The organism is Lentzea terrae, from assembly GCF_003265345.1.
Lineage (GTDB): Bacteria > Actinomycetota > Actinomycetes > Mycobacteriales > Pseudonocardiaceae > Lentzea > Lentzea terrae.
Genome location: NZ_QFWW01000008.1, coordinates 53,100 through 78,656, shown reverse-complemented (window position 1 = coordinate 78,656; position 25,557 = coordinate 53,100). Strand labels below are relative to the sequence as shown.

At 71.6% G+C, this 25,557-nt stretch carries 27 protein-coding genes and 1 pseudogene; 15 read left to right on the top strand and 13 right to left on the bottom strand.

The features are described 5' to 3' along the window. Positions 1 to 47 precede the first annotated feature (47 nt). Positions 48 to 425 (top strand): alpha/beta hydrolase, encoded by a 378-nt coding sequence (locus tag DI276_RS14725; protein WP_198680640.1) that lies wholly within the window; start codon positions 48 to 50, stop codon positions 423 to 425. Positions 426 to 543: 118 nt separating this feature from the next. Here DI276_RS14725 and DI276_RS14720 read toward each other — a convergent pair whose 3' ends face one another. Continuing rightward, positions 544 to 852 (bottom strand): MerR family transcriptional regulator, encoded by a 309-nt coding sequence (locus tag DI276_RS14720; protein WP_112263908.1) that lies wholly within the window; start codon positions 850 to 852, stop codon positions 544 to 546. A 125-nt stretch (positions 853 to 977) separates the two neighbouring features. Between DI276_RS14720 and DI276_RS14715 the strand changes: the two genes are divergently transcribed. The 4 genes from DI276_RS14715 to DI276_RS14700 all read left to right on the top strand — a co-directional run bounded on the left by DI276_RS14715 (position 978) and on the right by DI276_RS14700 (position 2,729). Beyond that, the gene (locus DI276_RS14715) at positions 978 to 1,295 is read left to right on the top strand and encodes a hypothetical protein (protein ID WP_157984711.1); all 318 of its coding nucleotides are present in this window, start codon (positions 978 to 980) and stop codon (positions 1,293 to 1,295) included. A gap of 109 nt (positions 1,296 to 1,404) precedes the next feature. Beyond that, on the top strand, positions 1,405 to 1,794 hold the full coding sequence (locus DI276_RS14710; RefSeq protein WP_112263906.1) for a hypothetical protein: 390 nt from the start codon (positions 1,405 to 1,407) through the stop codon (positions 1,792 to 1,794). Positions 1,795 to 1,801: 7 nt separating this feature from the next. Next, positions 1,802 to 2,092 (top strand): DnaJ domain-containing protein, encoded by a 291-nt coding sequence (locus tag DI276_RS14705; RefSeq protein ID WP_112263905.1) that lies wholly within the window; start codon positions 1,802 to 1,804, stop codon positions 2,090 to 2,092. Between the two features lie 76 nt (positions 2,093 to 2,168). Beyond that, positions 2,169 to 2,729 carry an AMIN-like domain-containing (lipo)protein gene (locus DI276_RS14700; RefSeq protein ID WP_112263904.1) on the top strand — a complete coding sequence of 187 codons (561 nt, stop codon included), beginning with the start codon at positions 2,169 to 2,171 and terminating at the stop codon, positions 2,727 to 2,729. 234 nt (positions 2,730 to 2,963) lie between these two features. Here DI276_RS14700 and DI276_RS14695 read toward each other — a convergent pair whose 3' ends face one another. Further along, the gene (locus DI276_RS14695; protein WP_112263903.1) at positions 2,964 to 5,276 is read right to left on the bottom strand and encodes an ATP-binding protein; all 2,313 of its coding nucleotides are present in this window, start codon (positions 5,274 to 5,276) and stop codon (positions 2,964 to 2,966) included. Positions 5,277 to 5,470: 194 nt separating this feature from the next. Between DI276_RS14695 and DI276_RS50860 the strand changes: the two genes are divergently transcribed. The 5 genes from DI276_RS50860 (at position 5,471) to DI276_RS14680 (ending at position 7,358) form a co-directional block, all read left to right on the top strand. Next, positions 5,471 to 5,644, top strand: a complete 174-nt coding sequence (locus DI276_RS50860) for a DUF5999 family protein (RefSeq protein WP_198680639.1) — start codon at positions 5,471 to 5,473, stop codon at positions 5,642 to 5,644. 195 nt (positions 5,645 to 5,839) lie between these two features. Then, on the top strand, positions 5,840 to 5,977 hold the full coding sequence (locus DI276_RS49925; protein WP_157984710.1) for a hypothetical protein: 138 nt from the start codon (positions 5,840 to 5,842) through the stop codon (positions 5,975 to 5,977). Between the two features lie 72 nt (positions 5,978 to 6,049). Next, on the top strand, positions 6,050 to 6,763 hold the full coding sequence (locus DI276_RS14690) for an SDR family oxidoreductase (RefSeq protein ID WP_112263902.1): 714 nt from the start codon (positions 6,050 to 6,052) through the stop codon (positions 6,761 to 6,763). After that, positions 6,745 to 7,167: a hypothetical protein gene (locus tag DI276_RS14685; RefSeq protein WP_198680638.1), complete on the top strand. Its 423-nt coding sequence runs from the start codon at positions 6,745 to 6,747 to the stop codon at positions 7,165 to 7,167. The genes DI276_RS14690 and DI276_RS14685 overlap by 19 nt, the downstream gene beginning before the upstream one ends. Next, on the top strand, positions 7,164 to 7,358 hold the full coding sequence (locus DI276_RS14680) for a hypothetical protein (protein ID WP_112263901.1): 195 nt from the start codon (positions 7,164 to 7,166) through the stop codon (positions 7,356 to 7,358). Before DI276_RS14685 ends, DI276_RS14680 begins: the two co-directional genes overlap by 4 nt. Positions 7,359 to 7,361: 3 nt before the next feature. Here the strand turns inward: DI276_RS14680 and DI276_RS14675 are convergent, their stop codons facing one another. Then, complete coding sequence (locus tag DI276_RS14675) at positions 7,362 to 10,109, bottom strand: ATP-binding protein (protein ID WP_232836662.1); 2,748 nt, start codon at positions 10,107 to 10,109, stop codon at positions 7,362 to 7,364. A 115-nt stretch (positions 10,110 to 10,224) separates the two neighbouring features. Between DI276_RS14675 and DI276_RS53255 the strand changes: the two are divergent. Then, positions 10,225 to 10,770: pseudogene (locus DI276_RS53255) on the top strand (CBS domain-containing protein); the annotation flags it as partial. Between the two features lie 24 nt (positions 10,771 to 10,794). Here DI276_RS53255 and DI276_RS52005 read toward each other — a convergent pair. Further along, entirely contained in the window at positions 10,795 to 11,421 is a 627-nt protein-coding gene (locus DI276_RS52005; RefSeq protein ID WP_112263900.1) for a sigma-70 family RNA polymerase sigma factor, read from the bottom strand. A gap of 185 nt (positions 11,422 to 11,606) precedes the next feature. On the opposite strand from DI276_RS52005, the gene DI276_RS14660 reads away from it, so the two are divergent. From DI276_RS14660 to DI276_RS14645, 4 genes are all read left to right on the top strand, one after another. Then, a complete protein-coding gene (locus DI276_RS14660) occupies positions 11,607 to 14,342 on the top strand; it encodes an ATP-binding protein (protein WP_112263899.1) in 2,736 nt (911 codons plus the stop codon). A gap of 178 nt (positions 14,343 to 14,520) precedes the next feature. Next, on the top strand, positions 14,521 to 15,414 hold the full coding sequence (locus DI276_RS14655) for a universal stress protein (RefSeq protein WP_112263898.1): 894 nt from the start codon (positions 14,521 to 14,523) through the stop codon (positions 15,412 to 15,414). After that, positions 15,411 to 15,659, top strand: coding sequence for a DUF3040 domain-containing protein (locus DI276_RS49915; protein ID WP_157984708.1), 249 nt, complete (start codon positions 15,411 to 15,413; stop codon positions 15,657 to 15,659). Before DI276_RS14655 ends, DI276_RS49915 begins: the two co-directional genes overlap by 4 nt. 24 nt (positions 15,660 to 15,683) lie before the next feature. Beyond that, positions 15,684 to 16,274: a YceI family protein gene (locus DI276_RS14645; protein ID WP_112263896.1), complete on the top strand. Its 591-nt coding sequence runs from the start codon at positions 15,684 to 15,686 to the stop codon at positions 16,272 to 16,274. Here the strand turns inward: DI276_RS14645 and DI276_RS14640 are convergent. The 9 genes from DI276_RS14640 to DI276_RS14600 form a co-directional block, all read right to left on the bottom strand. Beyond that, complete coding sequence (locus DI276_RS14640; RefSeq protein ID WP_232836661.1) at positions 16,210 to 18,948, bottom strand: ATP-binding protein; 2,739 nt, start codon at positions 18,946 to 18,948, stop codon at positions 16,210 to 16,212. The genes DI276_RS14645 and DI276_RS14640 overlap by 65 nt on opposite strands. Positions 18,949 to 18,987: 39 nt before the next feature. After that, entirely contained in the window at positions 18,988 to 19,905 is a 918-nt protein-coding gene (locus DI276_RS14635; RefSeq protein ID WP_112263894.1) for a hypothetical protein, read from the bottom strand. Beyond that, on the bottom strand, positions 19,902 to 20,384 hold the full coding sequence (locus DI276_RS14630; RefSeq protein ID WP_112263893.1) for a hypothetical protein: 483 nt from the start codon (positions 20,382 to 20,384) through the stop codon (positions 19,902 to 19,904). The genes DI276_RS14635 and DI276_RS14630 overlap by 4 nt, the downstream gene beginning before the upstream one ends. After that, positions 20,384 to 21,586, bottom strand: a complete 1,203-nt coding sequence (locus DI276_RS14625) for a macrolide family glycosyltransferase (protein ID WP_112263892.1) — start codon at positions 21,584 to 21,586, stop codon at positions 20,384 to 20,386. The genes DI276_RS14630 and DI276_RS14625 overlap by 1 nt, the downstream gene beginning before the upstream one ends. After that, positions 21,583 to 22,485, bottom strand: a complete 903-nt coding sequence (locus DI276_RS14620; RefSeq protein ID WP_112263891.1) for a patatin-like phospholipase family protein — start codon at positions 22,483 to 22,485, stop codon at positions 21,583 to 21,585. Before DI276_RS14620 ends, DI276_RS14625 begins: the two co-directional genes overlap by 4 nt. 89 nt (positions 22,486 to 22,574) lie before the next feature. Continuing rightward, positions 22,575 to 22,841, bottom strand: coding sequence for a LuxR C-terminal-related transcriptional regulator (locus DI276_RS14615; RefSeq protein WP_112263890.1), 267 nt, complete (start codon positions 22,839 to 22,841; stop codon positions 22,575 to 22,577). Positions 22,842 to 22,967: 126 nt separating this feature from the next. Next, positions 22,968 to 23,267 carry a hypothetical protein gene (locus DI276_RS14610; RefSeq protein ID WP_112263889.1) on the bottom strand — a complete coding sequence of 100 codons (300 nt, stop codon included), beginning with the start codon at positions 23,265 to 23,267 and terminating at the stop codon, positions 22,968 to 22,970. A gap of 3 nt (positions 23,268 to 23,270) precedes the next feature. Continuing rightward, positions 23,271 to 24,494, bottom strand: a complete 1,224-nt coding sequence (locus tag DI276_RS14605) for an ROK family transcriptional regulator (protein ID WP_112263888.1) — start codon at positions 24,492 to 24,494, stop codon at positions 23,271 to 23,273. A gap of 44 nt (positions 24,495 to 24,538) precedes the next feature. Next, positions 24,539 to 25,546: a sugar phosphate isomerase/epimerase family protein gene (locus DI276_RS14600; RefSeq protein WP_112263887.1), complete on the bottom strand. Its 1,008-nt coding sequence runs from the start codon at positions 25,544 to 25,546 to the stop codon at positions 24,539 to 24,541. Between the last annotated feature and the right edge of the window lie 11 nt (positions 25,547 to 25,557).

The window sequence follows — 25,557 nt, the reverse complement described above, 5'->3', positions numbered from 1 at the left end:
CCAGCCGCTCGACGCCGGAATGTTCAGCGTGGCTGTAGTCGATCTCAGTGCCCGCGAGCGGGCTTCGTCGTCCCGCCCCGCACTTCAACCACAACTTCGGCGACGTCAACAACGGCAACACCTCCAAGGACGTCTCCCAGATCCTCACCAACACACTCGCCCTCAACACCAGCGGACCGCTGGCCGGACGCGTCAACACCGGCATCGGCGTCGGCGTCTCCGGCCACTCCCTCGGCGGCATGGTCACCCACGGCCTGCTCACCTCGTGGCCCGACCAGCGGATCGTCTCCGCCAACCCGCAGTCCTGTGTGGACATGGGCAACCCGTCGAGCTCCGTCACCGCCGAGGTCCTGTTCGTCCACGGCGACCGCGACTCGACCACGAGCTACTCCTCGGCGCGGCAGGCCTACAGCGAGATCAGGTGACCCAAGGTGTTCCTCACCTTCCTGGGCGGCAGACACCGCCACGCGTGACCGGCTCCCCTCCGACGCGGCCGGGTCCAGGACCAGGTGGGAAGCCCAGCTGGGCAGCTGAGCCGGGCGCTCAGGCCTGGCCCAGTCGCCTGCGCAGCTCGGTGATCTTGTCCTGGGCGGCGGCGAGCTCGTCCTGCAGCCCGATGATGCGGGCCGTCGCGGCGAGGGTGTGGCCCTCGTCGAACAGGACGCGGATCCGGCCGGCCAGTTCGAGCTGGCGGCGGCTGTAGCGGCGGTGGCCGCCGTCGGAGCGGTGCGGGCGCAGCAGGTCCGCGGTGTCCAGGCTGCGCAGGAACGCCTGCTGCACGCCGAGCAGGTCGGCGGCCTGCCCGGTCGTGTAGGCCGGGTAGTCCGCGTCGTCGAGGTCGTCGAGGGGCACGGTGGGCGGCTCCTTGCTCAGGTGCTCAAGGCTATCTTCCGCAGATGCTTGACACAATCTGCAGTGCGCGCTATAAGAAAAGTGTCGGTCAGAGACCAGGTGACAGTTGCCCGGGAGTGATCGAGATGGTCGCCGAGAGCGTGGTCCCCCACGTCGAGCGTGGCAGCGCGCAGGCCTTCACGGACGTGGTCGCCGCTGATCTCGACTGGGTGCGGGCGGAGTTCGACGAGATCGTGGCCGCGAACTTCCTGGAGCCCGCCCCGCCGCTTCGACGACGTCCGCGCAAGCGTCCGAGCCACCCGGCGCCGCCGACGAGGACGGCACCACCGTCCGAACAGGAGTCCGGCGATCTCGCCCGGACGGCGCGCCGAGCGAGCGCGCGGGAGCGTTCTCCTCCGCGCCGGGGATGCACCGCTGTCGCGAAAGCCTCGAACGTCAGGTAGGAGGTGAGCGCTGAACTTCCGCAGACCTTCGAGTTGAGTCCGAGCACGCCCGCCACGGAAACCCGTGGCGGGCATTGGATTGTGCCGGGGAAAGGAGGTACGCACACCGATGGACGAGCCGCGGAACGACGGGACCGGCTTGGGCGCGGTCCTGGAGCAGGCCACCCTCGCCGCACACCACGCCGCCTTCGAGTACGCCGACCAGTCCTGCGCACCCGAGCTCGCGACAGCGCGTGCCGAGTCCTGGCGGCTGATCCACCTGCTGGGCGCCCTCAGCGATCTCGCCACCGCGTTGGCGGCCTACACCGGCGACTGTCCACAACGGCACGAGCTGCGCTCCGACGACGACGTCGAACCCTCCCGGCACCTGGCCCACGCCAGCCGCGGCTGGGCCGGTCTGCGCCACGCATTGGAGGACGCTCAGCGCGCCTGCCGTGAGGCGTACACGGCCCTGAGCCACGTCCAGCTCCTTCCGGGCAGCAGCTCTCTCCGGAAGTGAGAGAACCATGCCGGCGCACGGAAACGCGGCAACTCCGGACCCGTACCGGGTGCTGGGCGTAGCGCGCGACGCCTCCCCCGCCCAGATCCGCGCTGCCTACCGGGCCCTCCTGCTCGCGCTCCACCCGGACACCCGTGCCGAGCCCGCCGACCCGGCGCGGCTGGCCCAGGTGGTGGCCGCGCACGCCCAACTGCGCGATGCCGGCCGCACCGCGACCGGAGTCTCCATTCCCGTCCGGGTGCGCGCTCCCCGTCATGAGCGCCGGGACATCCGCGTGGGCCCCGTCCGACGCTCGTAGCTCGTACTCAGCAACCTCGACCTGTGATGCGCGTCACCAGATGTGAGGGGGTGCAGCTCGAAGGGAGCCGAGAGACATGAGAAAGATCCTGAGACGCATGGCCGCGCTGACGGCCCTGCTGACGATGGCCGGACTGCTGCTCGTGCCGTCCGCGTCCGCCGCACCGTACTGCGGCATCACCTGGGGCTCGCTGGCAAAGGCGGGTCCGGGCTACGCACACACGACGGCAACCATCAACAACGTGCGCGCCGGACGGCACGACTGCTACGACCGGCTCGTGGTCGACATGGCCGGCGGTCCGGCCCCGGACTGGTACCACGTCCAGTACGTGACGACCGTGCACCAGCAGGGCAGCGGCTTCCCCGTTCCGTTGGCGGGCGGCGCCTTCCTCAACGTCATCGTCGGCTCGGCCGCGCACGACGCGGACTACAACCCGACCTACTCGCCGGCCAACCCGATGCAGGCCGTCGACGTCACCGGGTTCTCGACCTTCCGCCAGGTCGCGTTCCTCGGCACGTTCGAGGGGCAGACGCAGTTCGGCATGGGCGTCCGCGCCCGCCTGCCGTTCCGGGTGTTCACCCTCGCCGGGCCCGGTTCCGGCGCGCGCCTGGTGATCGACGTCGCGCACCGCTGGTAGAGCCGCGCAACTCCTCGCCCCGGCCACCAGACCGGGGCAAGGACTGGTTTCGAGACCCAGGGACGTGCGGAGCGGGCGCAAATCCGCGCTGATCGCCTCGGCCGTGTTGTCCACTGTGGACTCCTTGTGGACTTCTTCCCTGCGGTCGAGCGGATGTCAGTCCGACGACCGCAGGAACCACGTGCATCGGCCCGGTACGACGCGGACCGTGACACCTCAACCTCGTTGTGCGGACTAGGAACCCTGCTGCGACACCCACATCGCGACCTGCACCCTGGACTTGAACCCGAGCTTGGCCAGGATGTGCTCCGTGTGGGTCTCCGCGGTCCGCACCGAGATCACCAGCCGGTCCGCGATCTCCCTGCTGGTCAGTCCCTCGGCGATGAGGTCGGCGATCTCCCGCTCGCGCCGGGTCAGCACGCTCGGCGCGACTTCCGGCACCACCTCCGGCGGCTGCTCGTTCAGGGAGAACGCGATGGCCTCGTCGACGCTCATCGCCCGCCCGCGCCCGAACGCCTCCTCGAATCCCTTGTCGCCCAGCCGTTCCCGCCCGGCCCGCTCGGTTTCCTCGTGGTAGGGGTAAAGGTGCTGGTAGGTGCGCAGCGGCCGGCCCATGATCTCCCAGACCCGGTCCGCCACGCCGAGCAGCGTCACCGCCGGCACCACGTGCCCCAGCGCGGACTCGACCCACGACAGCGACTCCACCGACCAGCCGATCCCGGTGAGGTCGCGGATGTCGCGGCGCAGCCGGATGCTCTCGCGTAGCAGCTCGGCAGCGCGGTCGTGGTCGCCCTGCGCCATCGCGAACAGGCCCATGGCCCAGAGCGCGTACGAGCGGTGGAAGCACTCGCCGGCCGGCTCGGTGATCCGCAGCCACTCCTCGTGACAGGCGGTGGCGCGGGCGACGTCACCGACCAGTCCCACCGCGCTCGAGTAGCTCAGCATCAGGTCGAGGCGCAACTGCGTGTCCACTCCGGGTGGGAGCGCCGCGAGGCCCTGCTCGAAGACCGCGATCGCGGCCGGCAGGTTCCCGCTGTACAGGTCGACACTGCCTTCCACCCAGCAGCAGAAGGCCGTGATGCGCGGATCGTCCGCCATGGTCGCCGCGATGGCTCTGGCCTCGGCCAGGCGGGCCAGGCTGACGTCGAACTCCCCGTCCGCGGACGCCAGGCTGCCGTCGGTGAGCAGGGCCATGGCACGCAGCTCGGACGGCGTGCTCGCCCGGTCGAGCGCACGGGCGAGCCACAGGCGGCCCTCCCTGGCCCAGCCGCGGCCCCACCAGTAGAAGTGGAACAACCCGGCCAGCATCCGGAACGCGGCGTCCAGCTCGCCCGGTTCGGTGAGGCAGTAGTTCACGGCCGCCTGGACGTTCGCGTGTTCGCGGTCCAGCCGGGCGAACCAGAACGCCTGCCGGGAGCTCACCCAGTCGTCGTTGGCCCGCTCGATCAGCCCGAGGTGGAAGTCGCGGTGCGCGCGCAGCAGGCCGGCGAGCTCACCGGTGTCCTTGAGCTGCTCCACGCCGAACTCGCGGATGGTCTCCAGCATCCGGTACCGCATCATGTCGCCGTCCTGCTCGGCGACCAGGATCGACTTGTCCACCAGCGAGGTCACCGTGCTCAGCACGTCCTCGACGGGGAGCCCGGCACCGGAGCAGACCGCCTCCACCGCGTCGAGCTCGAACCCGCCGGCGAACACCGACAGCCGCGCCCAGAGCACCTTCTCCTGGTCGGAGCACAGGCCGTGGCTCCACTCGATGCACGACCGCAGCGTCTGCTGCCGGGCGGGGAGGTGGCGCAGCCTGGTGGTGAGCAGCTGGGGCTGGTCCCGCAGCCGCGCGAGGATGTCCTTCTCCGACAGCGCCCGCACCCGTGCCGCCGCCAGCTCGATCGCCAGCGGAAGGCCGTCCAGGCGATGGCAGATCTCGGCCACCACCTCGCCGTTGACGGAGTTCACGGTGAAGCCGCGGCGCACGGACGACGCCCGCTCCGCGAACAGCAGCACCGCCTCGGACCTGCTCAGCTCCTGCTCGGTCACCGGCTGCTCCGGCATCGGGAGGCTGAGCGGTGGCACGGGCATGACGGCCTCGCCGGGGACACCCAGCCACTCCCGGCTCGTGGCCAGGATCCGCAGCTCGTGGCAGTTCTGCAGCAGCACGCGGGACAGCTCGGCGACCGCTTCGACCAGGTGCTCGGAGTTGTCCAGCACCAGCAGCAGCCGCCGGGACGCCAGGTAGTCGACCAGCATCTCGAGCGAGGTCCGGCCCGCCTGACGCATGCCGACCGCCTGCGCCACCGCGTTCGCCACGAGCTCCGCGTCGCGCAGCTCGTCCAGCTCGACCAGCACCACCCCGTCCGGGAACGCCCGGTGCACGGCGCGGCTCACCTCCAGGGCGAGCCTCGTCTTGCCGACTCCGCCCGGTCCCGTTAGCGTCACTACGCGTGACATAGACAGCAGGCGCTTGGCCTCGTTCACCTCCTGGCGCCGGCCCACGAAGCTGCTCAGTTCGAGCGGCAGACCCGACGTCCCCCTCCGGACGATCGTGCTCATGACAACGCACGGTAGTGCGGTGTCCTCCGCGGCGCAGGAGCAGGCCCGCAACGGTTCGGCCACGTCGTATCCGTAGCGTTCTACGTACTTCTCCCGATGTGTGGGCGGCGCGGCCCGAGCACCCTTCTTACATGTGGCCCGGAACACACAGGCCGGCGCGGAACCGGCCACCGGGGTCACCAGGAGTGCAAGCCATGTGCCAGCACGAACCACAGTGCCCAGCAGCGGCGGACCCGCGCGGCCCGTGGGCAGAAATCGTCGTCGCCCACCCGGAGCAGGGCTGGTACCTGCTGTGCAACGGGATCGTGCTGTTCGACGACGGCGGCATGATGTTGCCCGACCACCGCGTGGTCGCTCCTGCCGCCTGATCTCGTTCGGGGGTGGTCTGAGTCCGTCGACCGCTCTCAAACGTGCCCGGTGGTCCCCCGATGACGGTGTCGCCTCCCCCCTCCGGCACCGACGCGCACCGGGTTGGCGGGGTGGACGGTCTGCTCGCCGCAGCGCGCCTCTGCGGTCGGACCGTCCGCCCCGCAGTCCACCTCACGCCTCTCGGGAGAACTGCCATGACCATCGACTCGGCGCCGCAGCCCTGCCCGCACTGCCTCCGGCCGACGGTGCTGGTCACCCACCGCCGCGGGCGTGAATGGCTGCACGTCGGCACCTGGCTCGCCCGGTGCGGCCGGGTCGTGCACACCGTCTGAACCTCTCCGCTGTCACATTCCACCCCTCGTCCTTGTCTTCACTGTCGAGTCGACGTGGAGAGGACGAGCGCGATGAAGATGGCAGTGGCCGGGGGCACCGGCTGGGTCGGCAGGCTGGTGGTCCAGCAGGCCCGCGAGCGCGGCCACGAGGTCGTGGTGATCTCGCGGTCGGGCGGCGTGGACCTGATGACCGGAGCCGGTCTCGACGACGCGCTGCGCGGGGTGGACGTCGTGGTCGACGTGGCGAACGTGTCGACGCTCAGCCGCAAGGCATCGGTGGCGTTCTTCGAGACCGAGACGCGCAACCTGCTGGCGGCCGAGGAGCGCGCGGGGGTGGGCCACCACGTGGTCCTGTCGATCGTCGGCGTCGACCGGGTCGACTCCGGCTACTACTTCGGCAAGCGCCGCCAGGAGGAGCTCGCACTCGCCGGCCCGATCCCGGTGACGTTGCTGCGGGTGACGCAGTTCCACGAGTTCGCGGCGCAGATGCTCGACAAGGTGCCCGGCCCGGTGAAGGTCGCGCCGTTGATGCAGAGCCGGCCGGTCGCCGCCTCCGAGGTCGCCGCCGAGCTCGTCCGCCTGGCAGAAGGCCCCGCCCAGGGCAGGGCGACCGAACTCGCCGGCCCCGAGGTGCTGACGATGGCCTCGATGATGCGCCGGCTGGCCAAGGGCAAGCTGGTGCTGACGGTGCCGGTCGGCAAGGCGATGGCGAACGGCGGCGTGCTGCCGACCGGCGACTTCCACCGCGGCAAGATCACCTTCGAGCAGTGGGCGCGGTCGCGGTGACGATCGCGGGCAAGCGCTGGATGGCCGGGGTGCTGGCCTTCGCAGCGGCTTACCAGGGCGTGTGGGCCGCAGCTTTCCCGTTGTCGTTCTACAACGACTTCCCAGGGCCAGGACTGCACTGGGTGGCGGCGCTCGGCCCGTACAACGAGCACCTGGCCCGCGACGTGGGAGCGCTCAACCTGGCGCTGATGGTGCTGAGCGTGTGGGCGGTGCGCCGCAAGACCCAGGACGCCATGGTGGTGACCGGGGCGGCCTGGTCGATCTACAACGCGATCCACTTCCTGTGGCACGTGGTGCACCTGGAGGCGTTCCGGACCGTCGACAAGATCAGCGTGGCGACGATCCTGGCCGGCCTCCTGATCCTCTCCGTCCTGCTGATGCTGCCCGTGAAGGAGCGACTGTGATCGGCGACGAGTACGACCTGGAACACGCGGTGCAGGACGAGCTGAGGCTGGCGGAGGCGGGCCGTCCCGAGGAGGAGCTGGGCCTGCCGATCGCGGACTGGCAGTTCGACCCGACCGACGTCCAGCGCTACGAGGTAGGGCTGCACACCCTGCTCGACGCGGTGGAGGCCGAGCACGAACAGGGGCCGTGACCGTCAGGCCGAGTCCGCGGCGTCCTGGGGCAGGATGTCGCGGATCTCCCGGCGGGAGGCGCTGCCGAGCTTCGAGAACACCTTGCGCAGGTGCCATTCGACCGTGTGCGAGCTGATGAACAACCGGGTGCCGATCTCCGCGTTCGTGAGACCGTCCGCGGCGAGCCGGGCGATCTGGGTCTCCTGCGGGGTGAGGAGGTCTTTCGTCGTGACAGAGGCGCGTTTGCGCACCGTCACGCCGGTGGCCTGCAACTCGCGGCGCGCACGGTCGGCGAACGCCTCGGCGCCGATCTTGCCGAACAGGTCGTGCGCGATCCCCAGCTGGGCACGGGCGTCGACGCGGCGGTTCTCGCGGCGCAGCCACTCGCCGTACAACAGGTGCACGCGGGCCAGCTCCACGCGAACCCTGGTCCTGGACAGTCGGTCGATCGCCTCGCGGTAGCAGCGCTCTGCCGCGTCGCCCTCGCTCAGCAACGCCCGTGAGCGCGCTTCCACGCCCAGTGCCCAGTCCGTGCCACTCGCCCGTGCCGCCGCCGACAGTTGTTCGAGCGCAACGGTGGCCTGCTCGGGTGCGTCGGTCCGCGCGGCGGCCTCGACCAGCTCGGCCAGGCCCCAGCGCGGCGAGGCGAACTCCTCGGGGTGCGCGGCCGCCTGCTGGGCGGCGGTCAGCGCGTCCGCGTAGTGGCCCAAGCTGTTGCAGAGCAGCGCGTGGTAACAGAGCGTGACGGTGACGACGGCTCCCTGGCCGCTCGGCACCGCGTCGCTCATCAGCGCCTCGATCAACGTCCTGGCCTCGCGCTCGCGACCGCGCCAGACGGCCAGGCCGAGCGGCCCGACGCGCGCCGGGGTGCTCCCGATCGCCGTGCAGACCGTGCTGCCCTCCTCGATCAGCGCCGCGGCGGCCGCCAGTTCCCCGGTGAGGAGGTGCATGTGGGCGCAGGAGTCGATGGCGTCGGGAAGCTCGCTGAGCGCACCGGACTCGCGGATGAGTTTCAGCTGACGGTGCACGACGACGTGCCAGCGCTCGTCGTCCCACAGATCCGCGGCGACCACGGACGCGAGCCAGAACCAGCGCAACGTCTCGTGCGCCGGGATCTCCTGGTCGCAGCACGATTCGAGGACGTCCCGCATCATCGGCGCCGAAGCGGCGTAACCGTCAGTCAGCCGTACGGCGACGGCGTCCAGCAGCAGGTCGGGCATCCGGGGCACCGCCGGCGACGCCGCGCCGCGGGCGGCCTCTCCGACCTCCCGCAGTCCGGTGCCGTTCGCGAGCCGACCGGCGTAGATCGCCGCCGCCACCGCGTCCAAATAGGTGTCCCTGGCGAGCGGAACGTCGTGCTGCTCGATCCGGCGCGCTGCGGCGAGCAACAGCGGAGGAGCTTCGGCGCCGCGGTTGTGCACGAACGCGATCTGGGCCTGCAGCACGTCGATCCGCGCCCGCGTGAAGTCGTCGCCCCCTCCGCTGTCCGCCGTCGTGAGGACGGCGGCCGCCGATTCGAACGCGCCGGCCTGGAGGTTCGCCTGGGCGGCGTCGACGGCGCGCTGCACCCGTCGCGCGGGATCCGGGGTGAGCGCGACCGCGCGCTCCAGGAACGCAGCCGCCGCAGCGACCCCGCCGCGGGCCTGCGCGCGATCCGCGGACCGCACCAGGTCGGCCGCCACCGCCTCGTCAGGTCCCGCCGTCGCGCGGGCCAGGTGCCACGCCCGGCGGTCGGGGTCGAGCTCGGCATCGGTCTCGTGCGCCAACGCCAGGTGGATCTCGCGCAGCTCGTCCTGGCGCGCCGCGCGATAAGCCGCCGACCGCACGAGCGGGTGCCGGAACCGCACGGTGGTGCCGAGCGTGATCATCGTCGGCACCTCGGCGTGCGACACGGCGGCGTCGATGTCGATCCCCAGCCGCATGGCCGCCCGCTGCAACAACGCCACGTCGCCCACGGGTTCGGCGGCCGCGGTGCTCAGCAGCCGCCGGGACTCGGCGGGAAGGGCCTCGACGCGGCGGAGGAACTCCTGCTCGATCCGGCTCGGCGACTGCCGCGCACCCGGCCGCCCGAAGCCGGCCAGCTCCGCCGTCGTCAACCCGCGGGGGAACTCCAGCAGCGCCAACGGATTGCCACGGGTCTCGGCCACGATCCGGTCGCGCACCCGTTCGTCGAGCGGGCCGGTGACGACGGAGGTGAGCAGCGTTCGCGAGTCGTGCTCGGTCAACCCGGTGACGCGCAGCTCGGGAAGACCGGCGAACGTCTCCCCCTGGCTCGGCTCACGAATGGAGAAGACCAGCACGATCGGCTCGGCCTGCAGCCGCCGGGCGACGAACTCGAAGGTCTGCGCCGACACGCGATCGAGCCACTGCGCGTCGTCCACGAGGCAGACGAGCGGCCGGTCCGCCGCGGCGTCGGCGAGCAGGCTCAGCGTGGCCAGGCCGACGAGAAACCGGTTCGGCACCGTGCCACGACTGAGGCCGAACGCCGTGCTCAAGGCGTCGCGCTGCGGCTCCGGGAGCTGGTCCAAGCCGCCGAGCAGCGGCGCGCAGAGCTGGTGCAGGCCGGCGTGCGAAAGCTCCATTTCGGACTGAACGCCGGCGGCGCGCACGACGCGGCACGACGTGGAACGCTCGCGGAGGTGCTGCAGCAGTGCGGTCTTGCCGATTCCCGGCTCTCCGCGCAGGACCAGGGCCGCACTCCGCCCCGCCCTGGCGCCGGCCAGCAGGTCGTCGAGGGCCTGACACTCGTCACGCCGCCCGAGGAGTCCCACCGCAGCGAGATTACGGCAACCGGTACACGTCCCGGTACATCGACCGGAACTGTCACACCGCGCCTCCGCGTCCGGTCTCAACTGGTGACCCGACCGCGGATGGGAAGGCGTGCCGATGGACCTGACCCTTTGTCCAAAATGTTCCGAAGTGAGCGAAATCCAGTGGCTCACGGTCATCGACAGCACCGACGGGCCGGTCGACCACGCGAAGATCTTCTGCGTCAACCGGCACTGGTTCTTCCTGCCGGTCAGCTCGCTCGGCGAGAACTCCGTGCGACTGGAGGAAGTCGTGCCGCCGGGGCGGCATCAGACCGTGCGCCAGGTGATGACGCCGCCGATGATCACGATCGAGGCGGGCGCACATCTGGCCGCAGCCGCGTTTCTCATGAGGCACGCTCACATCTCGTCGCTCGTGGTGGTGGCCGACAACACCCGCGAGCCGATCGCGATGATCGCCGAGGCCGACGTCGCCAACGCGGTGGCGCGGGGTCAGGACACCGAGAACACGCGCATCCACGAGGTCATCCGGGCCAACCTCGTGGCGGTCAGGGCCGATGCCCTCATCGCCGACGCCATCCGGTTGATGCTGCCGGAAGGCACGTGGTTCCTGCCGGTGGTCGAGGACCGGCTGCTCGTCGGCATGGTCAAGCTCGCCGACCTGGTGCGCGCGTACCTGCTGGCCGGCTCACTCCCGGCAGGACAGGGCGTCCTCGACGAGCAGACGTTCGAGCCGGGCCAGGGCACCGGTCCGGCCCGCGTCGCGCACGGCGCTCAGCAACCGGTCGGAGGCCGCCCGTGGCACGGGCAGGTGCCGTGACCCGGTGAGGTGCTCGGCCGATCTCCGCCGGATCTGACGCGCGTTGGCCTCGCTCAGCTGGAGTGCCCTGGCGATGTCCCGGAACGGGTAGCCGCACGCCTCTCGCAGCACGAAGACCGCGCGTTCAGTCGGGGACAACCGCTGAAGCAGCAGGAGCACGCCCTGCTCCAGTTCGGCTGACCGTTCCACGGCCAGCGTCGGGTCCTCGGAGACGGGCACCTGGCCCGGCAGCCAGCGGCCGACCGGAACCTCCCGGCGGACGCGGGCCGAGGCGAGGAAGTTGAGCGTGACCCGCGTCGTGATCGTCGCGAGGAACGCGACCCGGTCGCGCACCTGGGCCCGGTCCGCGCTCTGCCACCGGAGCCACACGTCCTGCACGACGTCCTCGGCGTCGGCCACCCGGCCCAGCATTCGGTACGCGATTCCGAACAGACGCGGGCGAACGCTCTGGAACTCCGCGGTGTCCGCTGCTTCTTCGGCGGTCGTGGACGGCATGTCAGCCACCGTCGTCCGGCGCACGTGGTGATCGCGCCCTTGACCGCCCCTGGTGCACCCCTGGCCGCACGCGACCAGGGACACGTGACCGGAGTGGGTCCTCCCGGCCGGTCGACCGGCGGTGCATCATGAGACGGCCCGTCGTTGATCAACGCCGGGCACGTCGACGTGCGCGGTGGTGGTGGATGGCGGGCAACGGTCCTCAGCGCGGCTTGCGGGGCAGACGCACCGAGTGCGAGACGCTGGATCGGTTGCTCACGCAGGCGAGATCCGGCCGGAGCCAGGTGCTCGTGCTGCGCGGCGAGGCGGGCATCGGCAAGTCCGCGCTCGTGGACCACCTGGTGGACGGCGCGGCGGGGTTCCGGATCGCGCGCGCTGTCGGCGTCGAGTCCGAGATGGAGTTGGCGTTCGCCGCGTTGCACCAGCTGTGCGCGCCGATGATGACGCACCTCGGCCGCCTCCCGGATCCGCAGCGGGACGCGTTGATGATCGCGTTCGGGCTGCGCGGCGGCAGTGCGCCGGACCGCTTCCTGGTCGGGCTGGCGGTGCTCAGCCTGCTGGCCGAGGTGGCGGAGGACCAGCCGCTGCTCTGCGTCGTGGACGACGCCCAGTGGCTCGACCGCGTGTCCGCCCAGACCTTGGCCTTCGCCGCCCGGCGGCTGCTCGCCGAGCGGGTGGTGTTCCTGTTCGCGGTGCGGTCCGCGACAGGCGACGACCAGCTGGAGGGGTTGCCGGAACTCGCGGTGCGGGGTCTGCCCGAACACGATGCGCGCGCACTGCTGGACTCCGTCGTGCTCGGACGGGTCGACGAGCACGTCAAGGACCGGATCGTCGCCGAAGCCCGCGGCAACCCGTTGGCGCTGCTGGAGTTGCCGCGCGACCTGACCGGCGCCGAGCTGGCCGGCGGGTTCGCCCGTCCGGACGCGCGGCCGCTCGCGAGCCAGATCGAGCAGAGCTTCCTGCGGCGCATCGGGTCGTTGCCCGGCGAGACCCAGAGGCTGCTGCTGGTGGCGGCCGCAGAACCGGTGGGCGACGTGGCGTTGCTGCGGCGCGTGGCCGAGCGACTCGACATCGGCGCGGAGGCAGCGGCGGCCGCCGAGGCGGCCGGACTCATCAAGTTCGGCGCACGCGTGCGGTTTCACCATCCACTGGTGCGCTCAGCGGCTTATCGCGCGGCCGACACGGCAGAACGCCGGGACGTGCACCGCGCGTTGGCGGCGGCGACCGATCCCGAGTCCGACCCCGATCGCCGGGCCTGGCACCGCGCGCACGCGGCGGTCGAACCCGATGAGGCGGTGGCAGTGGAGCTGGAGCTCTCCGCCGGCCGGGCTCAGGCTCGTGGCGGTGTCGCGGCGGCGGCCGCGTTCCTCACGCGTGCGGCCGGACTGACACCGGACCCGGCCGCACGCGGAACGAGAGCGCTGGCCGCGGCGCACGCCACGTTCGAGGCGGGAGCCCCCGACGCGGCGCTGGAACTTCTCGCCGCCGCGGAGATGAGCCCGTTGGACGCGCTCCAACGCGGACGGCTGACCCGGCTGCGCGCGCAGATCGCCTTTGCCCGCAGACGCGGCGGTGATGCGCTGCCGTTGCTGCTGGACGCGGCCGACCGGCTGGAACGGCTCGACGGCGGCCAAGCCCGTGAGGTCTACCTCGAGGCCATCGGGTCGGCGGTGTTCGCGGGCCGGCTGAACGGGAACGGCGCACTCGCGGAGGTGGCCGAGGCCGCCCGCACCGCGCCACCGGGTCCGCAGCCGCCACGGCCGGTGGACGCCCTGCTCGACGGGCTGACCGCGCGGTTCGCCGACGGCTACGTCGCGGGCGCTCCCCTGCTGAACCACGCCCTGCGGGCGTTCCGGCAGGAGACGCCGGACGACATCATGCGCTGGCTGTGGCTGGCGTGGCTGACCGCCGCGGACATGTGGAACGACGAGACCTGGCACGACCTGGTCACGCACGCGGTCCGGACGGCTCGCGACACCGGCGCGCTCAACTTCCTGCCGCTGGCCCTGTCCTACCGGGCTCTCGTGCACCTGCACGCCGGTGAGTTCGACCTCGCCTCGACGTTGATCGAGGAGTCCGACGCGATCCTGAAGGTGACCGGCAACTCGCACCTCGGCTACCCGAGGCTGGCACTGCTGGCCTGGCGTGGCGACCCCGGGGCGGCCTCGGCGCTCAAGGCCGGTGCCCGGTGGGCGAGCACCTGGGGTGAGGGACGAGCCATCGGTGGCGGCTCCTTCTTGAACGCCGTGCTGTACAACGGACTTGGCCGGTACGAGGACGCCTTTTCGAGCGCCCGGCGCGCGTGCGAGCACGACGATCTGGGGATCTTCGGTCTCGCACTGCTGGAACTGGTCGAGGCCGCGGCCGGGGCCGGCACACCCGAAGATGCCGCCGACGCCCTGCGGCAGATCGAGGAGCGCGCCACCGCCAGCGGCACGGAGTGGGCGCTCGGTGTGCTTGCGTGGTCGACCGCGCTGCTGACCGACGGCCCGGACGCCGATCGGTTGTACCGCAAGGCGATCGAACACCTCCAGCGCACGCGCGTCGCCGTCTATCTCGCGCGCGCCCACCTCGGGTACGGCGAGTGGCTCAGTCGCGCGAACCGCCGCGACGAAGCTCGCACCCAGCTGCGCACCGCGCACGAGATGCTGGACCGGTTCGGCGCCAACGCCTTCGCTGAGCGCGCCCGACGCTCGTTGCTGACCATCGGCGAGGCCGTGCACCACCGCGCGGACGCGACGCGGGAACCCCTCACCGCGCAGGAAGCCCAGATCGCCAGGCTCGCCGGTGCCGGCAGGACGAACTCCGAGATCGGCGCCGAGCTGTTCCTCAGCCCGCGCACCGTGGAATGGCACCTGCGCAAGGTGTTCGCCAAGCTCGACGTCGCCTCGCGCAAGGAGCTCCCCGCGGCGCTGGCCTGACACGTGTCACAAAGCCGTGGTGCGACCTGTCCTAGTGGTGTGGCCTGGAACGTTGCCGGGGTAGTTCGCGGTCAGACGGGTGCATCGTGGTGCCGCGAGGCGCCCTGCTGAGCGTGAACTACCTCGCCAACGTTCCGGGACGCGCCACCAGGCAAAGGACTCGGGACAGGAGCATCACATGGGACAGTGGCGAGACAAGGGCCTGCCGATCGTCGTCGGCATCGACGGGTCGTCCTCAGCCCTCGATGCCGCCCGCTGGGCCGCCCAGGAGGCCGCGCGCCACAGCGCACCTCTGTACCTGGTCAGCGCCTTCGGCTGGTCGGGGCACCGGCACCTCGGCGACCCCGGCCTCGGCAACTACCGGGAGTCGTTGTTGCAGGACACCTGGAAAACGGTCGCGGTAGCTGCCGACGCGGCCAGGCACGTCGCCGAGGGTGTCGAGATCTCCGAGCTGACCCTCGACGGATATCCGGTGCCGCTGCTGGTCACCGAGTCGCGCACCGCCGGTCTCCTGGTGATCGGCGACCGCGGCCTCGGCGGGTTCACCTCGCTGCTGATCGGTTCGGTCGCGATCAGGCTGGCCGCCCAGGCGGAATGTCCGGTCGTCGTCGTGCGCGGCGAAGAGTCCGACTCCGGGCCGGTCGTCGTCGGCGTCGACGGCTCACCGATCAGCGAGGCAGCACTGGAGTTCGCGTTCGACGCGGCGGACGCGCGCGGAGTGCCGTTGATCGCGGTGCACGTGTGGAACGACTACGCGGTCGCCCCAGCCGTGACGGAGCCGGTGGAGTGGGACGCCGTCGAAACCGAGGAGCACCGGGCCCTCGCCGAGCGGCTGGCGGGGTGGAGCGAGAAGTACCCCGACGTCGAGGTCCGGCGCGTGGTCGTGAGCGACGGCCCCGCGCACGCCCTGATCGCGCAGGCCACCGCGAACAAGGCACAGCTGGTGGTCGTCGGCTCGCACGGCCGGGGCAGCGCGGCCGGCCTCGTGCTCGGCTCCGTCAGCCACGCGCTGCTGCACCACTCCCCCTGCCCGGTCGCCGTCGTGCGGCCGGAGCCGAGCCCCGTGCCGTGAACCGCCGCGAGCAACGCGCACTGCGCGCCATCGAGAAGAACATCAGGATCGACGACCCGGCGCTGGCCGAGCAGCTCCGCTCGTTCGGAGATGGCGGAGGCGCGCGCCGGAAGTGGTACGCCGGGGCGTTCGCGCTGGCGCTGATGCTGATCGGCACGAACACCGGCTCCTCGGTGCTCCTGCTGGCGGGCCTCCTCCTCGCGCTGGCGCTCGGTCTCAAGTGGACGTTCCAAGCCACGCACTAACCGTCTTCTCGTCAGGAGATCCACATGACCACCGCAACCACGACCACGATCCCCGGTTACGTCGCAGGCACCTGGGACATCGACCCGGCCCACTCCGACATCTCGTTCAGCGTCCGGCACATGATGGTGGGCAAGGTCCGGGGCCGGTTCGCGACGTTCTCCGGGCAGATCGTCACGGGCGACGACGTGACCGGCTCGGCCGTCACCGCAGTGATCGAGCCGGCGTCCATCGACACGGGCAACGCGCAGCGCGACGCGCACGTGCGCTCGGCCGACTTCTTCGACGTCGAGAACCATCCACTGTGGACGTTCAGCTCCACCGGCGTCCGCCACGGCCGTCGCGGCCTCGTGGTCGACGGCGAGTTGACGATCAAGGGCGTCACGCGTTCGGTGCAGCTCGCGTTGGACGTGAACGGCATCGGGCCGGACGACGGCGGCGGCACGCGCCTCGGTGTGTCTGCCTCGACGGTCATCGACCGCAACGACTTCGGCGTCGACATCAAGCTGCCGCTCGACGGCGGCGGCGTCGTGGTCGGCGACAAGGTGCAGATCAGCCTGGAGATCGAGGCGGTGCTGCACCCGGCAACGCGTCCCGCAGCTGTCGCCGGGACGTGATCGACAGTTTGGCGAAGACCTTGCGCAGGTGCCATTCGACCGTGCGCGCGCTGATGAAGAGCTGCGCACCGACTTCCGAGTTGGACAGGCCGTCCCGCACCAGCAGCGCGATCTGTCTTTCCTGGGGTGTCAGCTTCGTGCTCGGCGACGCGTCGTCGGTGCGCTCGCGGGCCATGTCCCCGTTGGCGAGCAGCTCGCGGCGGGCACGTTCGGCGAACGCCGCCATGCCGATCGACACGAACATCTCGTGTGCGGTGGTGAGCTGATGCCGTGCGTCGGCCTGCCGTGACTGCCGGCGCAACCACTCGCCGTACAGCAGGTGCGCACGCGCGATGTCGGGGCGCAACAACGTCCGGCCCAACCGGTCGATCGCCTCGCGGTAGAGGTCCTCCGCGGCTTCGCCGGCAAGCAGCGCACGGCACCGGGCCAGGATCCCCTGCGCCCAGTTCGTGTCGCACGCTTCCGCCGCGTTCCCCAGCCGTGCCAACGCATCGAGCGCGATCTCGTCCGCACCGAGGCGCGCGGCTGCCTCGACGAGTTCGGGCAGCACCCACACCGAGACGACCAGCTGTGCGGTCGCCGCGCTCGCCTGAGCCGCCGCCAGCGCTTGCTGGTAGCGGCCCAGGCCGTTGTGCAGCACCGCGTTCGCCCACTGAGCGGTCGGCACGCCGGCCGACCGGCGATCCGCGACGGGGTGCTCGATCGTGGCGGCGATCAGTTGCGCGGCCTCGGCCTCGCCCTGCAGCGCCGTCAGGATGAGCGTCGCGTACGGCGCGAACTGGCTGCCCGTGGTGGCGGCGACGGCCTCGGCCTCGGCGATCAGCGAGGCGGCGGCCGCGAAGTCCCCGATCAGCGAGTTCGCCGACCCCAGGCACACGAGGTAGATCGGCAGCTCGGTCAGGATCCCGGCGGTCCTCGCCACCTCGACGGCTCTGGCGTACGTCTCGCACATGACCTGCTCGTCCCAGACGGCCGGGCTGACCCCGCAGGCCGCCCAGCCCCACTTGAGCAGGTCCGGCACGGGGAGGTCGGACAGTGCGGCCATCGCCTGGCGCAAGGTGCTGATCGCGGCGCCGCGTCCGTCGGTGACGAGCAGCGCGCATCCGGTCAGCACCAGGTCGATCGGACGTGAGTCTCCTTCCGGCGGAGGCAGTGCCCTGATCGACTGGGAGATCGCCACGAGACGCTCGCCGTCCGCGGCGGTGCCCCAGGCCAGGAGGTAGGTCTCCCGAGCGAGGTCCAGGTCGAAGCGTTCCAGCTGCTGCGCGGCCGCCAGCAACATGCCCTGCGCCTCGACGTACGAGCCGGTCGCGTACGCGATGCGAGCGCGGACCAGTTGGGCTCGGACGCGGAGGAATTCGCTCTGCGCCTCGAGCTCCACGATGCCGGCGAGCTCCCGTGCGGCAGCCAGGTCGCCTGCCCGGACGCTGGCGTCCGCGGCCTGCATTGCACGTTCGACGCGGCGCACCGGATCGACGGTGAGCGTCACGGACCGCTGCAGGAAAGCCGCGGCCGCGGCCAGTCCACCACGGGCCTGCGCACGGCCGGCGGACCGTTCGAGCTCCACGGCGACGGCCTCGTCCGGTTCGGCGGCGGCGGCGGACGCCAGGTGCCAGGCACGGCGGTCCGGGTCCAGGTGCCGGTCGGTGACCTCCGCCAGCGCGAGGTGCGCGGCGCGGCGGTCCTCCTCCTTGGCGGCCCGGTAGACGGCCGAGCGCACGAGCGGATGCCGGAAGATCACGCGCACGTCGAACGACAGCAGCTCGTCCAGCTCGTCGGCGAGCGCCGTCGTGGAGGCGACCCCGAGCCGTTCGGCGGCGCGCCACACCGCGGTGGGATCACCGACCGGCTCGGCGGCGGCCACCAGCAGGAGCAGCCGGCTGTGCTCGGACAACCCCTCGATCCGCGTCAGGAAGCTCTCTTCGATCCGGTGGGGCAACGCCTCGGTGCGCAGCAGGCCGAACCCGCCCGCCATCTGGGTCACCGTCAGCTCGCGCGGCAGTTCCATCAGGGCGAGCGGGTTGCCCCTGGCCTCGGCGAGGATCCGGTCGCGGATCCGGTGGTCGAGCCGGGCGTGCGTCGCGGAGTCGAGCAGGGCCAGTGCGTCGGCCTGGCCCAGCCCGGTGATCTCCAGCTCCGGCAGGCCGAACAGGTCCCGCGCCCGGTGGCGCGCGGCGAAGACGAGGGCGATCGGCTCGGCCAGCAGGCGGCGGGCCACGAAACCGAGGACCTGAGCCGACGCCTGGTCCATCCACTGCGCGTCGTCCACCAGGCACAGCACCGGGCTGCTCCCCGATGCGTCCGACAGCAGGCTCAGCACCGCCAGCCCGACCAGCAAGCGTTCGGGCTGCGCGCTGCCCGAACGCATCCCGAACGCCGTCTCGAGCGCATCACGTTGCGGCGCGGGCAGGTCCTGCACCCGGTCCAGCAGCGGAACGCAGAACTGGTGCAGCGTGGCGAACGCCAGCTCCATCTCGGACTCGACGCCGGCCGCGCGCAGCACCCGCAGGCCCGTCGCCGAGGTCTCCAGGTGTGCGAGCAGTGCCGACTTCCCCACCCCTGGCTCGCCGTGCAGCAGGAGCACGCGGCTCTCCCCCGCGCGGGCGGCCCTGATCAGCTGATCGAGGACAGCGCACTCCGGTGCCCGCCCGATGAGTTCCGCACGCCTTCGCACCGGGCTCATCTTGTACCGGGAATTCCCGGTACGAAAGGTCTACGTGATCACGCCGTGGCGACTGCGGATCAGCGCGATCACGGTTTCGGCGGTGCGGTCGAGGTGGGTTCGTCCGTCGGGCAGCACCGCGGTCGGGCTGATGTAGCTCTGCGGCCCGACGTGCGTGGCCGGGTCGAGCAACCGCGTGGTCACCTTCCCTGCGCGGCGGGCGCGGTTCCACCCGCTGGTGCGCCACAGCCGCCAGCGTTGGGGGAACAGCCACGTGCCGACCCGTTCGATCCGGTCGGCGGCACTCGTGAGCTGGTACAGGTGCTCCGCTCGGCTGATGTCGTTCGCGCCGTTGTGAAATCCGCCGAGCGTGATCAGCACCAGCGGGCAGCGCAACCGCGTGTGCAGCACGTCGACCGCGCCGGTGGCGACCTGGGCGCCGCCGCTGTAGCTCAGCAGCACCACCGGGATCGCGCTGCCGGGCAGGTAACCGGCGAGCTCGAGCTGGGTGGCGATCTGGGTGCCGACGGCCCGGTTGTAGAGGGGGCGGTACCGATGATCGGCGGCGACGAAGATCTGCATCACGTTGTGCAGGAACAACAACAGCCCGGCCCGGCGGCGCAACCACACCCACACCGGCCGGTCAGCAAGCGGTTCGGCCAGCGGCGAGTATGGCTGAACCTGGCCCAGCACCCGCAGTTCCGGTGCGCCGGCCAGGAGCGCCTCGACCAGCTGGCCACCGTCGCGGCTGTCGCGGGCCCGCCGCTTGCCGATCCCGTCCAGGTAGACCAGATAGGCGTCCGGGGGCCGCTCGGCGTCCGCACCGCGCGCACGGGGCACGCCCGCCGGGAGCTCGCTGCCAGGAGCCCGCCACCCGGCGCCGTAGATCAGCAGCTCGTACCGGGCCAGCAGGCCTTCCGCCAGCAGCACCGGCCCGAACACGATCGCCCAGAGCAGGAAGCCGTTCACGCGACCACCGCCCGCACCTCGGCCGCCGTCAGCCGCCCGACCAGCCGGCGAACGGCCTCCACCGCGACACCGAGCCCGGCCCCGGCGATCGCCACGCACCCGGCGGCGGCCCACCAGTCCAGTCCGGTCGTCGCGGCCAGCGAGCTCACCAGGCCTGCTCCGACGCCGGCCAACAGCAGCAGGTGCAGCAGGGGCCCGAGCAGCGGGAACGCGAGCACGGCCGACAACAGCAGCGGGGCGACCAAGCCCGGCGTCCACACCAGCAAGTCGCCCGGCGTGGACGTCGACAGGCCGGCCAGCGTCCACGCGGTCAACGGCCACAGCGCGAACACGGCGGCCTCGATCAGGCCACCGGTCGTCAGCAAGCTGACCACTACCCGCCACGACGTGCCGGGCCGGCGCGCGAGGAACGGCAGGACGCGGCCGACGGCCTCCGAAAGCCCGGCCGCCAGCAGCAGGACCACGACGACGGGCGACATCACTCGGCCCCGCTGCGTTGCGCGACCGGGCGTGCGTTGCGCAGGTAGTCCTCGAGTTCGTCGGCGGCCCGCCGGTAGCCACCCGCCTCGCGCTGGGCGGTCTGCAGTTCGCTCGCACCGGCGCGGAACCGCGGGTCTTCGAGCAGACTCCTGGCTCGCGCACGCACCGCGTCCTCCGCGACGTCCTGAGGCCGGAGCGACAGACCCGCGCCCAGCTCGACGATCCGCCTGGCCACCAGCGGCTGGTCGGCACCCTGCGGAACCACGAGCAACGGGACACCGGCGTACAGGGCCTCGTTGGCGCTGTTCATCCCGCCGTGAGTGACGAACAACGCGGCGCGGGCCAGCACCTCCGGCTGCGGCACGAAGCGGCGGGCGATCACGTTGGCGGGCAACGTTCCCAGCGCGCAGGGGTCGGTCTGTCCAGTTGAGACGATCACGGTGCCGCCCAGCGGAGCCAGCGCGGTGGCGAAGGTGCGCAGCAGCTTCGGGTCCGCGTTGAACACCGTGCCCAGCGACGCGTACAGCACCGGTCCGCGCAGCACGTCGACCGGGAACGACGGGTCGGCCGGGCGGGCGCCGATGCTCGGGCCGACGAACCGGTAGGACTGGTCGAAGTCCTCTGCGCCGGGCTGGAACGCGCGCGACGTGAACACCAGGTTGAGCGGCTGGCGGATGTTGCCCAGGTCGACCACGGGTAGCCCGCGCGCGTCGAACCGGCGGCTGAGCTGCCGGCGCGACCGCAGGAAGCTCGCGAAGTACCCAGGTTTGGCTCCCTGCAACAGGTCCAGCGACGCGCGGGTCGGGCTGGGCACCTGCCGGTTGAAGGCGAACGTCGTGTACGACGAAGCCGCCGGTACGCCGAGCTCGCGCGCGGCGACCGCACCCCACACACAGGCGTTGTCGTGGACGATCAGGTCCGGCCGGACTCGGCTCAGGTCGCCGCGCACGGCGGGCACCAGCTCGATCGCGCCACGCACGAGTCCGTCCACCAGCGTGATCGGCAACGGCGGATTCGGCAACGGCTGGTCGCCTCCCGGGTAGAGGTGCACCGTCGCGCCGGCCGCCTCGATCTCGTCCCGGAACGCGGGCGACGTGTGGTACGTGACGGTGTGGCCGCGCCGGACGAGCTCGGCGACGACCGGCAGCGTCGGGTTGACCCGGCCGTGCATGCCGATGTTGAGGAACGCGATGGTGCTCATCGGCCGACCCCCGCCGGTTGCGCGGCACCTTCCCGGTACAGGCCAGGCCCTTCTGCGTTCAGTCCGTCGAGAAAGCGCCCCGCCGTGCGCGACGCCGTGCTGATCAGCCGCCCGGAATGGCGGAAGTCCCACGGCCCGGGCCAGTCCTTGACGCCGGTCGGCAGCACGACGACGGGAATCTGGTCGGACACCTCGCGCAGATCGCGTTCGATCTGATGACGCAGCAGGAGCAGCCCGGCGCGAGCGGCGATCGCTCCAGCACGCCGGCGCAGCACGGTCGGGAACAGGGGCGAGCTCTCCGGCCCGGCCGCGAGCACCACCACGCTGGCGGCCCCGGCTTTGTGAGCCGCTCGCACCGGGACGTAAGCGACGACTCCCCCGTCGACAAGCGTGCGACCGTCGCGATCGACCGGGGGCAGCACGCCGGGAATGGCCGCGCTGGCGAGCAACGCGGACTCGAGGTCGCCGTGGTCGAGCAGCACCTCGGCACCGGTGTCCAAGTCCATGGCAACCGCGGTGAACGGGATCGCCAGCTGCTCGATCCGCGCCGGCAGTCCCGCACGAGCGATCAACCGGCGCAGCCCGCGGTCAGTGAAGAGGCTGGCTCGCGAGGACAACCAGCCGAGCGGAAACACTTCCCTGCGCCGCAACCGGATCCACACGTCGTCCAGCCACGGCGCGGCCGTTCCGGGGTGCGCGGCCGCGATCGCCCCGGTGAGGGCACCCACCGAGGTGCCGACGACCAGGTCCGGCACGAACCCGCGCTGCTCCAACGCATGCCCGACGCCGACGTGCGCGGCTCCCACCACCCCGCCGCCACCCACGGCCACCGCCACCGGACGAGGAAGGGCGCGCAGACCCGCCGACGACGAAGGCGCTTCCTGGTGTCTACCCCTCATGACGTCCTGCCTTCCTCGCCGCTGCGCCGAATCGGACCCGTTCAGCAGCTAGGACAAGGCAGCCACGCGAAGTTGTGACAGCAGGGGCGTCAGCGGGAACCCGACGGTCGCTCGCCGACCGGCTGCGCCAGCCACCTCAGCTCCGCCGCGAGCACACCGAGCTGGAACCGGGACTGCACGCCCAGCAACGACTGCAGGCGCGCGATGCGCCGGTTCAGGGTGCGGAGGCTGACGTCGAGTTCACGGGCGATCGCGCGGTCGGTCGCGCCGGTGCGCATGAGCCGCAGCAGCCGCCGGGTCGCCACCGTGGGCTCCTTGCCGACGGTCACCCCCGGTGTTGCGTGGGCCACAGTCATGAGGCGACGGTAGGCCCGACTATTGGCGACTGTCAATCAAAAGTCGGCACTTCACCGTCGAAGCTCACGTGCCTTAAGGATGAGAGCCGCCATTACTAGGCCGTCTGGACCCAGTGGAGGTCTTCGTCAGACGGGATCGGTGAACGAGATCGGCTTGCCGTTGGCGCGGGCATAGGCGATCTCCCTGCACGTGGACTCGCCGATGTACCCGCCGGGGTTGACGACCAGAACCCGGTCGGCCAGGTCGATCTTGCGCAGGTGGAGGGCGTCCAGCGCGGTCTTCTGCTCGTCGGTGATCGGCTCGTCCGTTTCGCCCGGCGCGACGACGATGACACCTGCGAAGGTCAGATCCCGGTTCGCCGCACGCATCTCGTCCACGAACCGGGCGGAGCCGCAGATGCAGACGATCTCAGGCCGGTCGGGCACGGCTCAGGTGGCGTGCGAAGACAGCCGCACCTCACCGGCGGCACCACCAGCGGCGACCTCGCCCAGCCGCGCGTCCAGCACCTCCGGCGACAACACGTGCCGCACCACCATCGCCGCCGCACCCAACGCCCCTGCCGTCTCACCGGCGCCCGACGCGACGATCCGCAGGTTCTCCGTGGCCAGCGGCAGCGAGCGCCGGTAGATCGACTCGCGCACGCCGGCCAGCAGCATCTCGCCCGCCTCCGCCAGCAGGCCGCCGATGACCACCAGCGACGGGTTGAACATGCTGACGCAGCCGGCGAGCACCTCGCCGATGTCCCTGCCCGCCTGGCGCACGACCCGGCCTGCCTCGAGGTTGCCGGCCCGGACCAGGTTCACCACGTCGGCCGTAGACGCGGCGGGATGTCCCAGGTTCCGCAGCTTCGCCGCCAGCGCGGGACCGGCGGCGACCGCCTCCAGGCAGTCGGTGTTGCCGCACCGGCACAGCGCCCCGCCGCCCTCCGGCACCCTGATGTGTCCCAGGTCCCCCGCCGCGCCCGCCGCGCCGCGGTGCAGCACGCCGTTGCTGATCAGCCCGGCGCCGATGCCGGTCGCCGCCTTCACCACGATCATGTGTGCCACGTCCGGGTGCGAGGCGGTGTGCTCGCCCAGTGCCTCCAGGTTGACCTCGTTGTCGACCAGCACCGGCACGTCGAACTCCGCCGTGATCGCCGCCGGCACGTCGAACCCGTCCCAGCCCGGCATGATCGGCGGGTTGTTCGGGCGGCCGGTGGAGTGCTCGACCGGGCCGGGCAGGCCGATGCCGACGCCCGCGATCTCGGCGGCGTCCACGTCCGAGAGCAACGAGCGCCAGGTCGTGACCAGGAGCGGCAGGATCGCCGCCGGTCCGTCCGCCACGTCGAGGTCCACCTGTTCGACGGCGAGCAACCGGCAGCCCAGGTCGGAGACGGCGACGGTGGCGTGGGTGGCTCCCACCTCGGCCGCCAGCACGTGCTGGGCGCCGGGGTTGAACCCGAACCGGCCGGCCGGGCGGCCGCCGGTGGACTCCCCCGTGCCGCTGCCCGTCACCAGCCCGGCGGCCACGAGCAGGTCCAGCCTCGCCCGCACGGTGGACCGGGCGAGACCGGTCGCGGCCACGATCTCCGCTCGGGTGCGCGGGCTGCCGTCCATCAGCATGCGCAGCACAGCGGCCGGTGATCCAGCCTCGACACCCAAGGTGCTCTCCATCGAACGATTGTCCCATCGGCACGGAAAGTCAGCGGCCGGACGTGTCACCCGCCAGAGCTGAACGCGGCGTCGAACGACGCCGACGGCGGGTCGAAAGCGTTGCGGCGGATGAACTCCAGTGCCTCGGGCGCACCGAGGAGCCGGTCCATTCCCGCGTCCTCCCACTCGACGCTGATCGGCCCGGCGTAGCCGATGGTGTTGAGCATCCGGAACGACTGCTCCCACGGCACGTCGCCGCGCCCGGTGGAGACGAAGTCCCAGCCCCGCCGCGGGTCCGCCCACGGCAGGTGCGAGCCGAGCCGGCCGTTGCGGCCGTTGCCGACCTGGCGCCGGGCGTCCTTGCAGTCGACGTGGTAGATCCGGTCGCGGAAGTCCCACAGGAACCCGACCGGGTCGAGGTCCTGCCAGACGAAGTGCGACGGGTCCCAGTTCAGGCCGAACGCCGGCCGGTGCCCGATCGCCTCCAGCGCGCGGACGGTCGTCCAGTAGTCGTAGGCGATCTCGGACGGGTGGACCTCGTGCGCGAACCGGACGCCGACCTCGTCGAACACGTCCAGGATCGGGTTCCAGCGGTCGGCGAAGTCCTGGTAGCCCGCGTCGATCATCGAGGCGGGCGCCGGCGGGAACATGGCGACGGTCTTCCAGATCGACGAGCCGGTGAACCCCACGACGGTGTCGACGCCGAGCCTGGCCGCGGCCCGCGCGGTCGCCTTCATCTCCTCGGCCGCCCGCTGCCGCACGCCTTCGGGGTCGCCGTCACCCCAGTTGCGAGCGGACAGGATGCCCTGGTGCCGCTCGTCGATCGGGTCGTCGCAGACGGCCTGACCGGTGAGGTGGTTCGAGATCGCCCACACCTTCAGGTCGTGCTTGGCGAGGATCGCGAGCCGGTCCGCGACGTAGTCGTCGTCCTCCGCCGCCCGCCACGGCTCGAGGTGGTCGCCCCAGCAGGCGATCTCCAGGCCGTCGTAGCCCCAGCCGGAGGCCAGCCGGGCGACCTCCTCGAACGGCAGGTCGGCCCACTGACCGGTGAACAACGTGATCGGACGTGCCATCTCGGTTCCCT

Coding starts and splice junctions, on each gene's coding strand:
- DI276_RS14660 (WP_112263899.1), top strand. CDS start 11,607: ATGGCGGGCAACGGTCCTCAGCGCGGCTTGCGGGGCAGACGCACCGAG.
- DI276_RS50860 (WP_198680639.1), top strand. CDS start 5,471: ATGTGCCAGCACGAACCACAGTGCCCAGCAGCGGCGGACCCGCGCGGC.
- DI276_RS14625 (WP_112263892.1), bottom strand. CDS start 21,586: ATGAGCACCATCGCGTTCCTCAACATCGGCATGCACGGCCGGGTCAAC.
- DI276_RS14700 (WP_112263904.1), top strand. CDS start 2,169: ATGAGAAAGATCCTGAGACGCATGGCCGCGCTGACGGCCCTGCTGACG.
- DI276_RS14615 (WP_112263890.1), bottom strand. CDS start 22,841: ATGACTGTGGCCCACGCAACACCGGGGGTGACCGTCGGCAAGGAGCCC.
- DI276_RS52005 (WP_112263900.1), bottom strand. CDS start 11,421: ATGCCGTCCACGACCGCCGAAGAAGCAGCGGACACCGCGGAGTTCCAG.
- DI276_RS14630 (WP_112263893.1), bottom strand. CDS start 20,384: ATGTCGCCCGTCGTCGTGGTCCTGCTGCTGGCGGCCGGGCTTTCGGAG.
- DI276_RS14620 (WP_112263891.1), bottom strand. CDS start 22,485: ATGAGGGGTAGACACCAGGAAGCGCCTTCGTCGTCGGCGGGTCTGCGC.
- DI276_RS14710 (WP_112263906.1), top strand. CDS start 1,405: ATGGACGAGCCGCGGAACGACGGGACCGGCTTGGGCGCGGTCCTGGAG.
- DI276_RS14605 (WP_112263888.1), bottom strand. CDS start 24,494: ATGGAGAGCACCTTGGGTGTCGAGGCTGGATCACCGGCCGCTGTGCTG.
- DI276_RS14600 (WP_112263887.1), bottom strand. CDS start 25,546: ATGGCACGTCCGATCACGTTGTTCACCGGTCAGTGGGCCGACCTGCCG.
- DI276_RS14690 (WP_112263902.1), top strand. CDS start 6,050: ATGAAGATGGCAGTGGCCGGGGGCACCGGCTGGGTCGGCAGGCTGGTG.
- DI276_RS14695 (WP_112263903.1), bottom strand. CDS start 5,276: ATGAGCACGATCGTCCGGAGGGGGACGTCGGGTCTGCCGCTCGAACTG.
- DI276_RS14705 (WP_112263905.1), top strand. CDS start 1,802: ATGCCGGCGCACGGAAACGCGGCAACTCCGGACCCGTACCGGGTGCTG.
- DI276_RS49925 (WP_157984710.1), top strand. CDS start 5,840: ATGACCATCGACTCGGCGCCGCAGCCCTGCCCGCACTGCCTCCGGCCG.
- DI276_RS14715 (WP_157984711.1), top strand. CDS start 978: ATGGTCGCCGAGAGCGTGGTCCCCCACGTCGAGCGTGGCAGCGCGCAG.
- DI276_RS14655 (WP_112263898.1), top strand. CDS start 14,521: ATGGGACAGTGGCGAGACAAGGGCCTGCCGATCGTCGTCGGCATCGAC.
- DI276_RS14645 (WP_112263896.1), top strand. CDS start 15,684: ATGACCACCGCAACCACGACCACGATCCCCGGTTACGTCGCAGGCACC.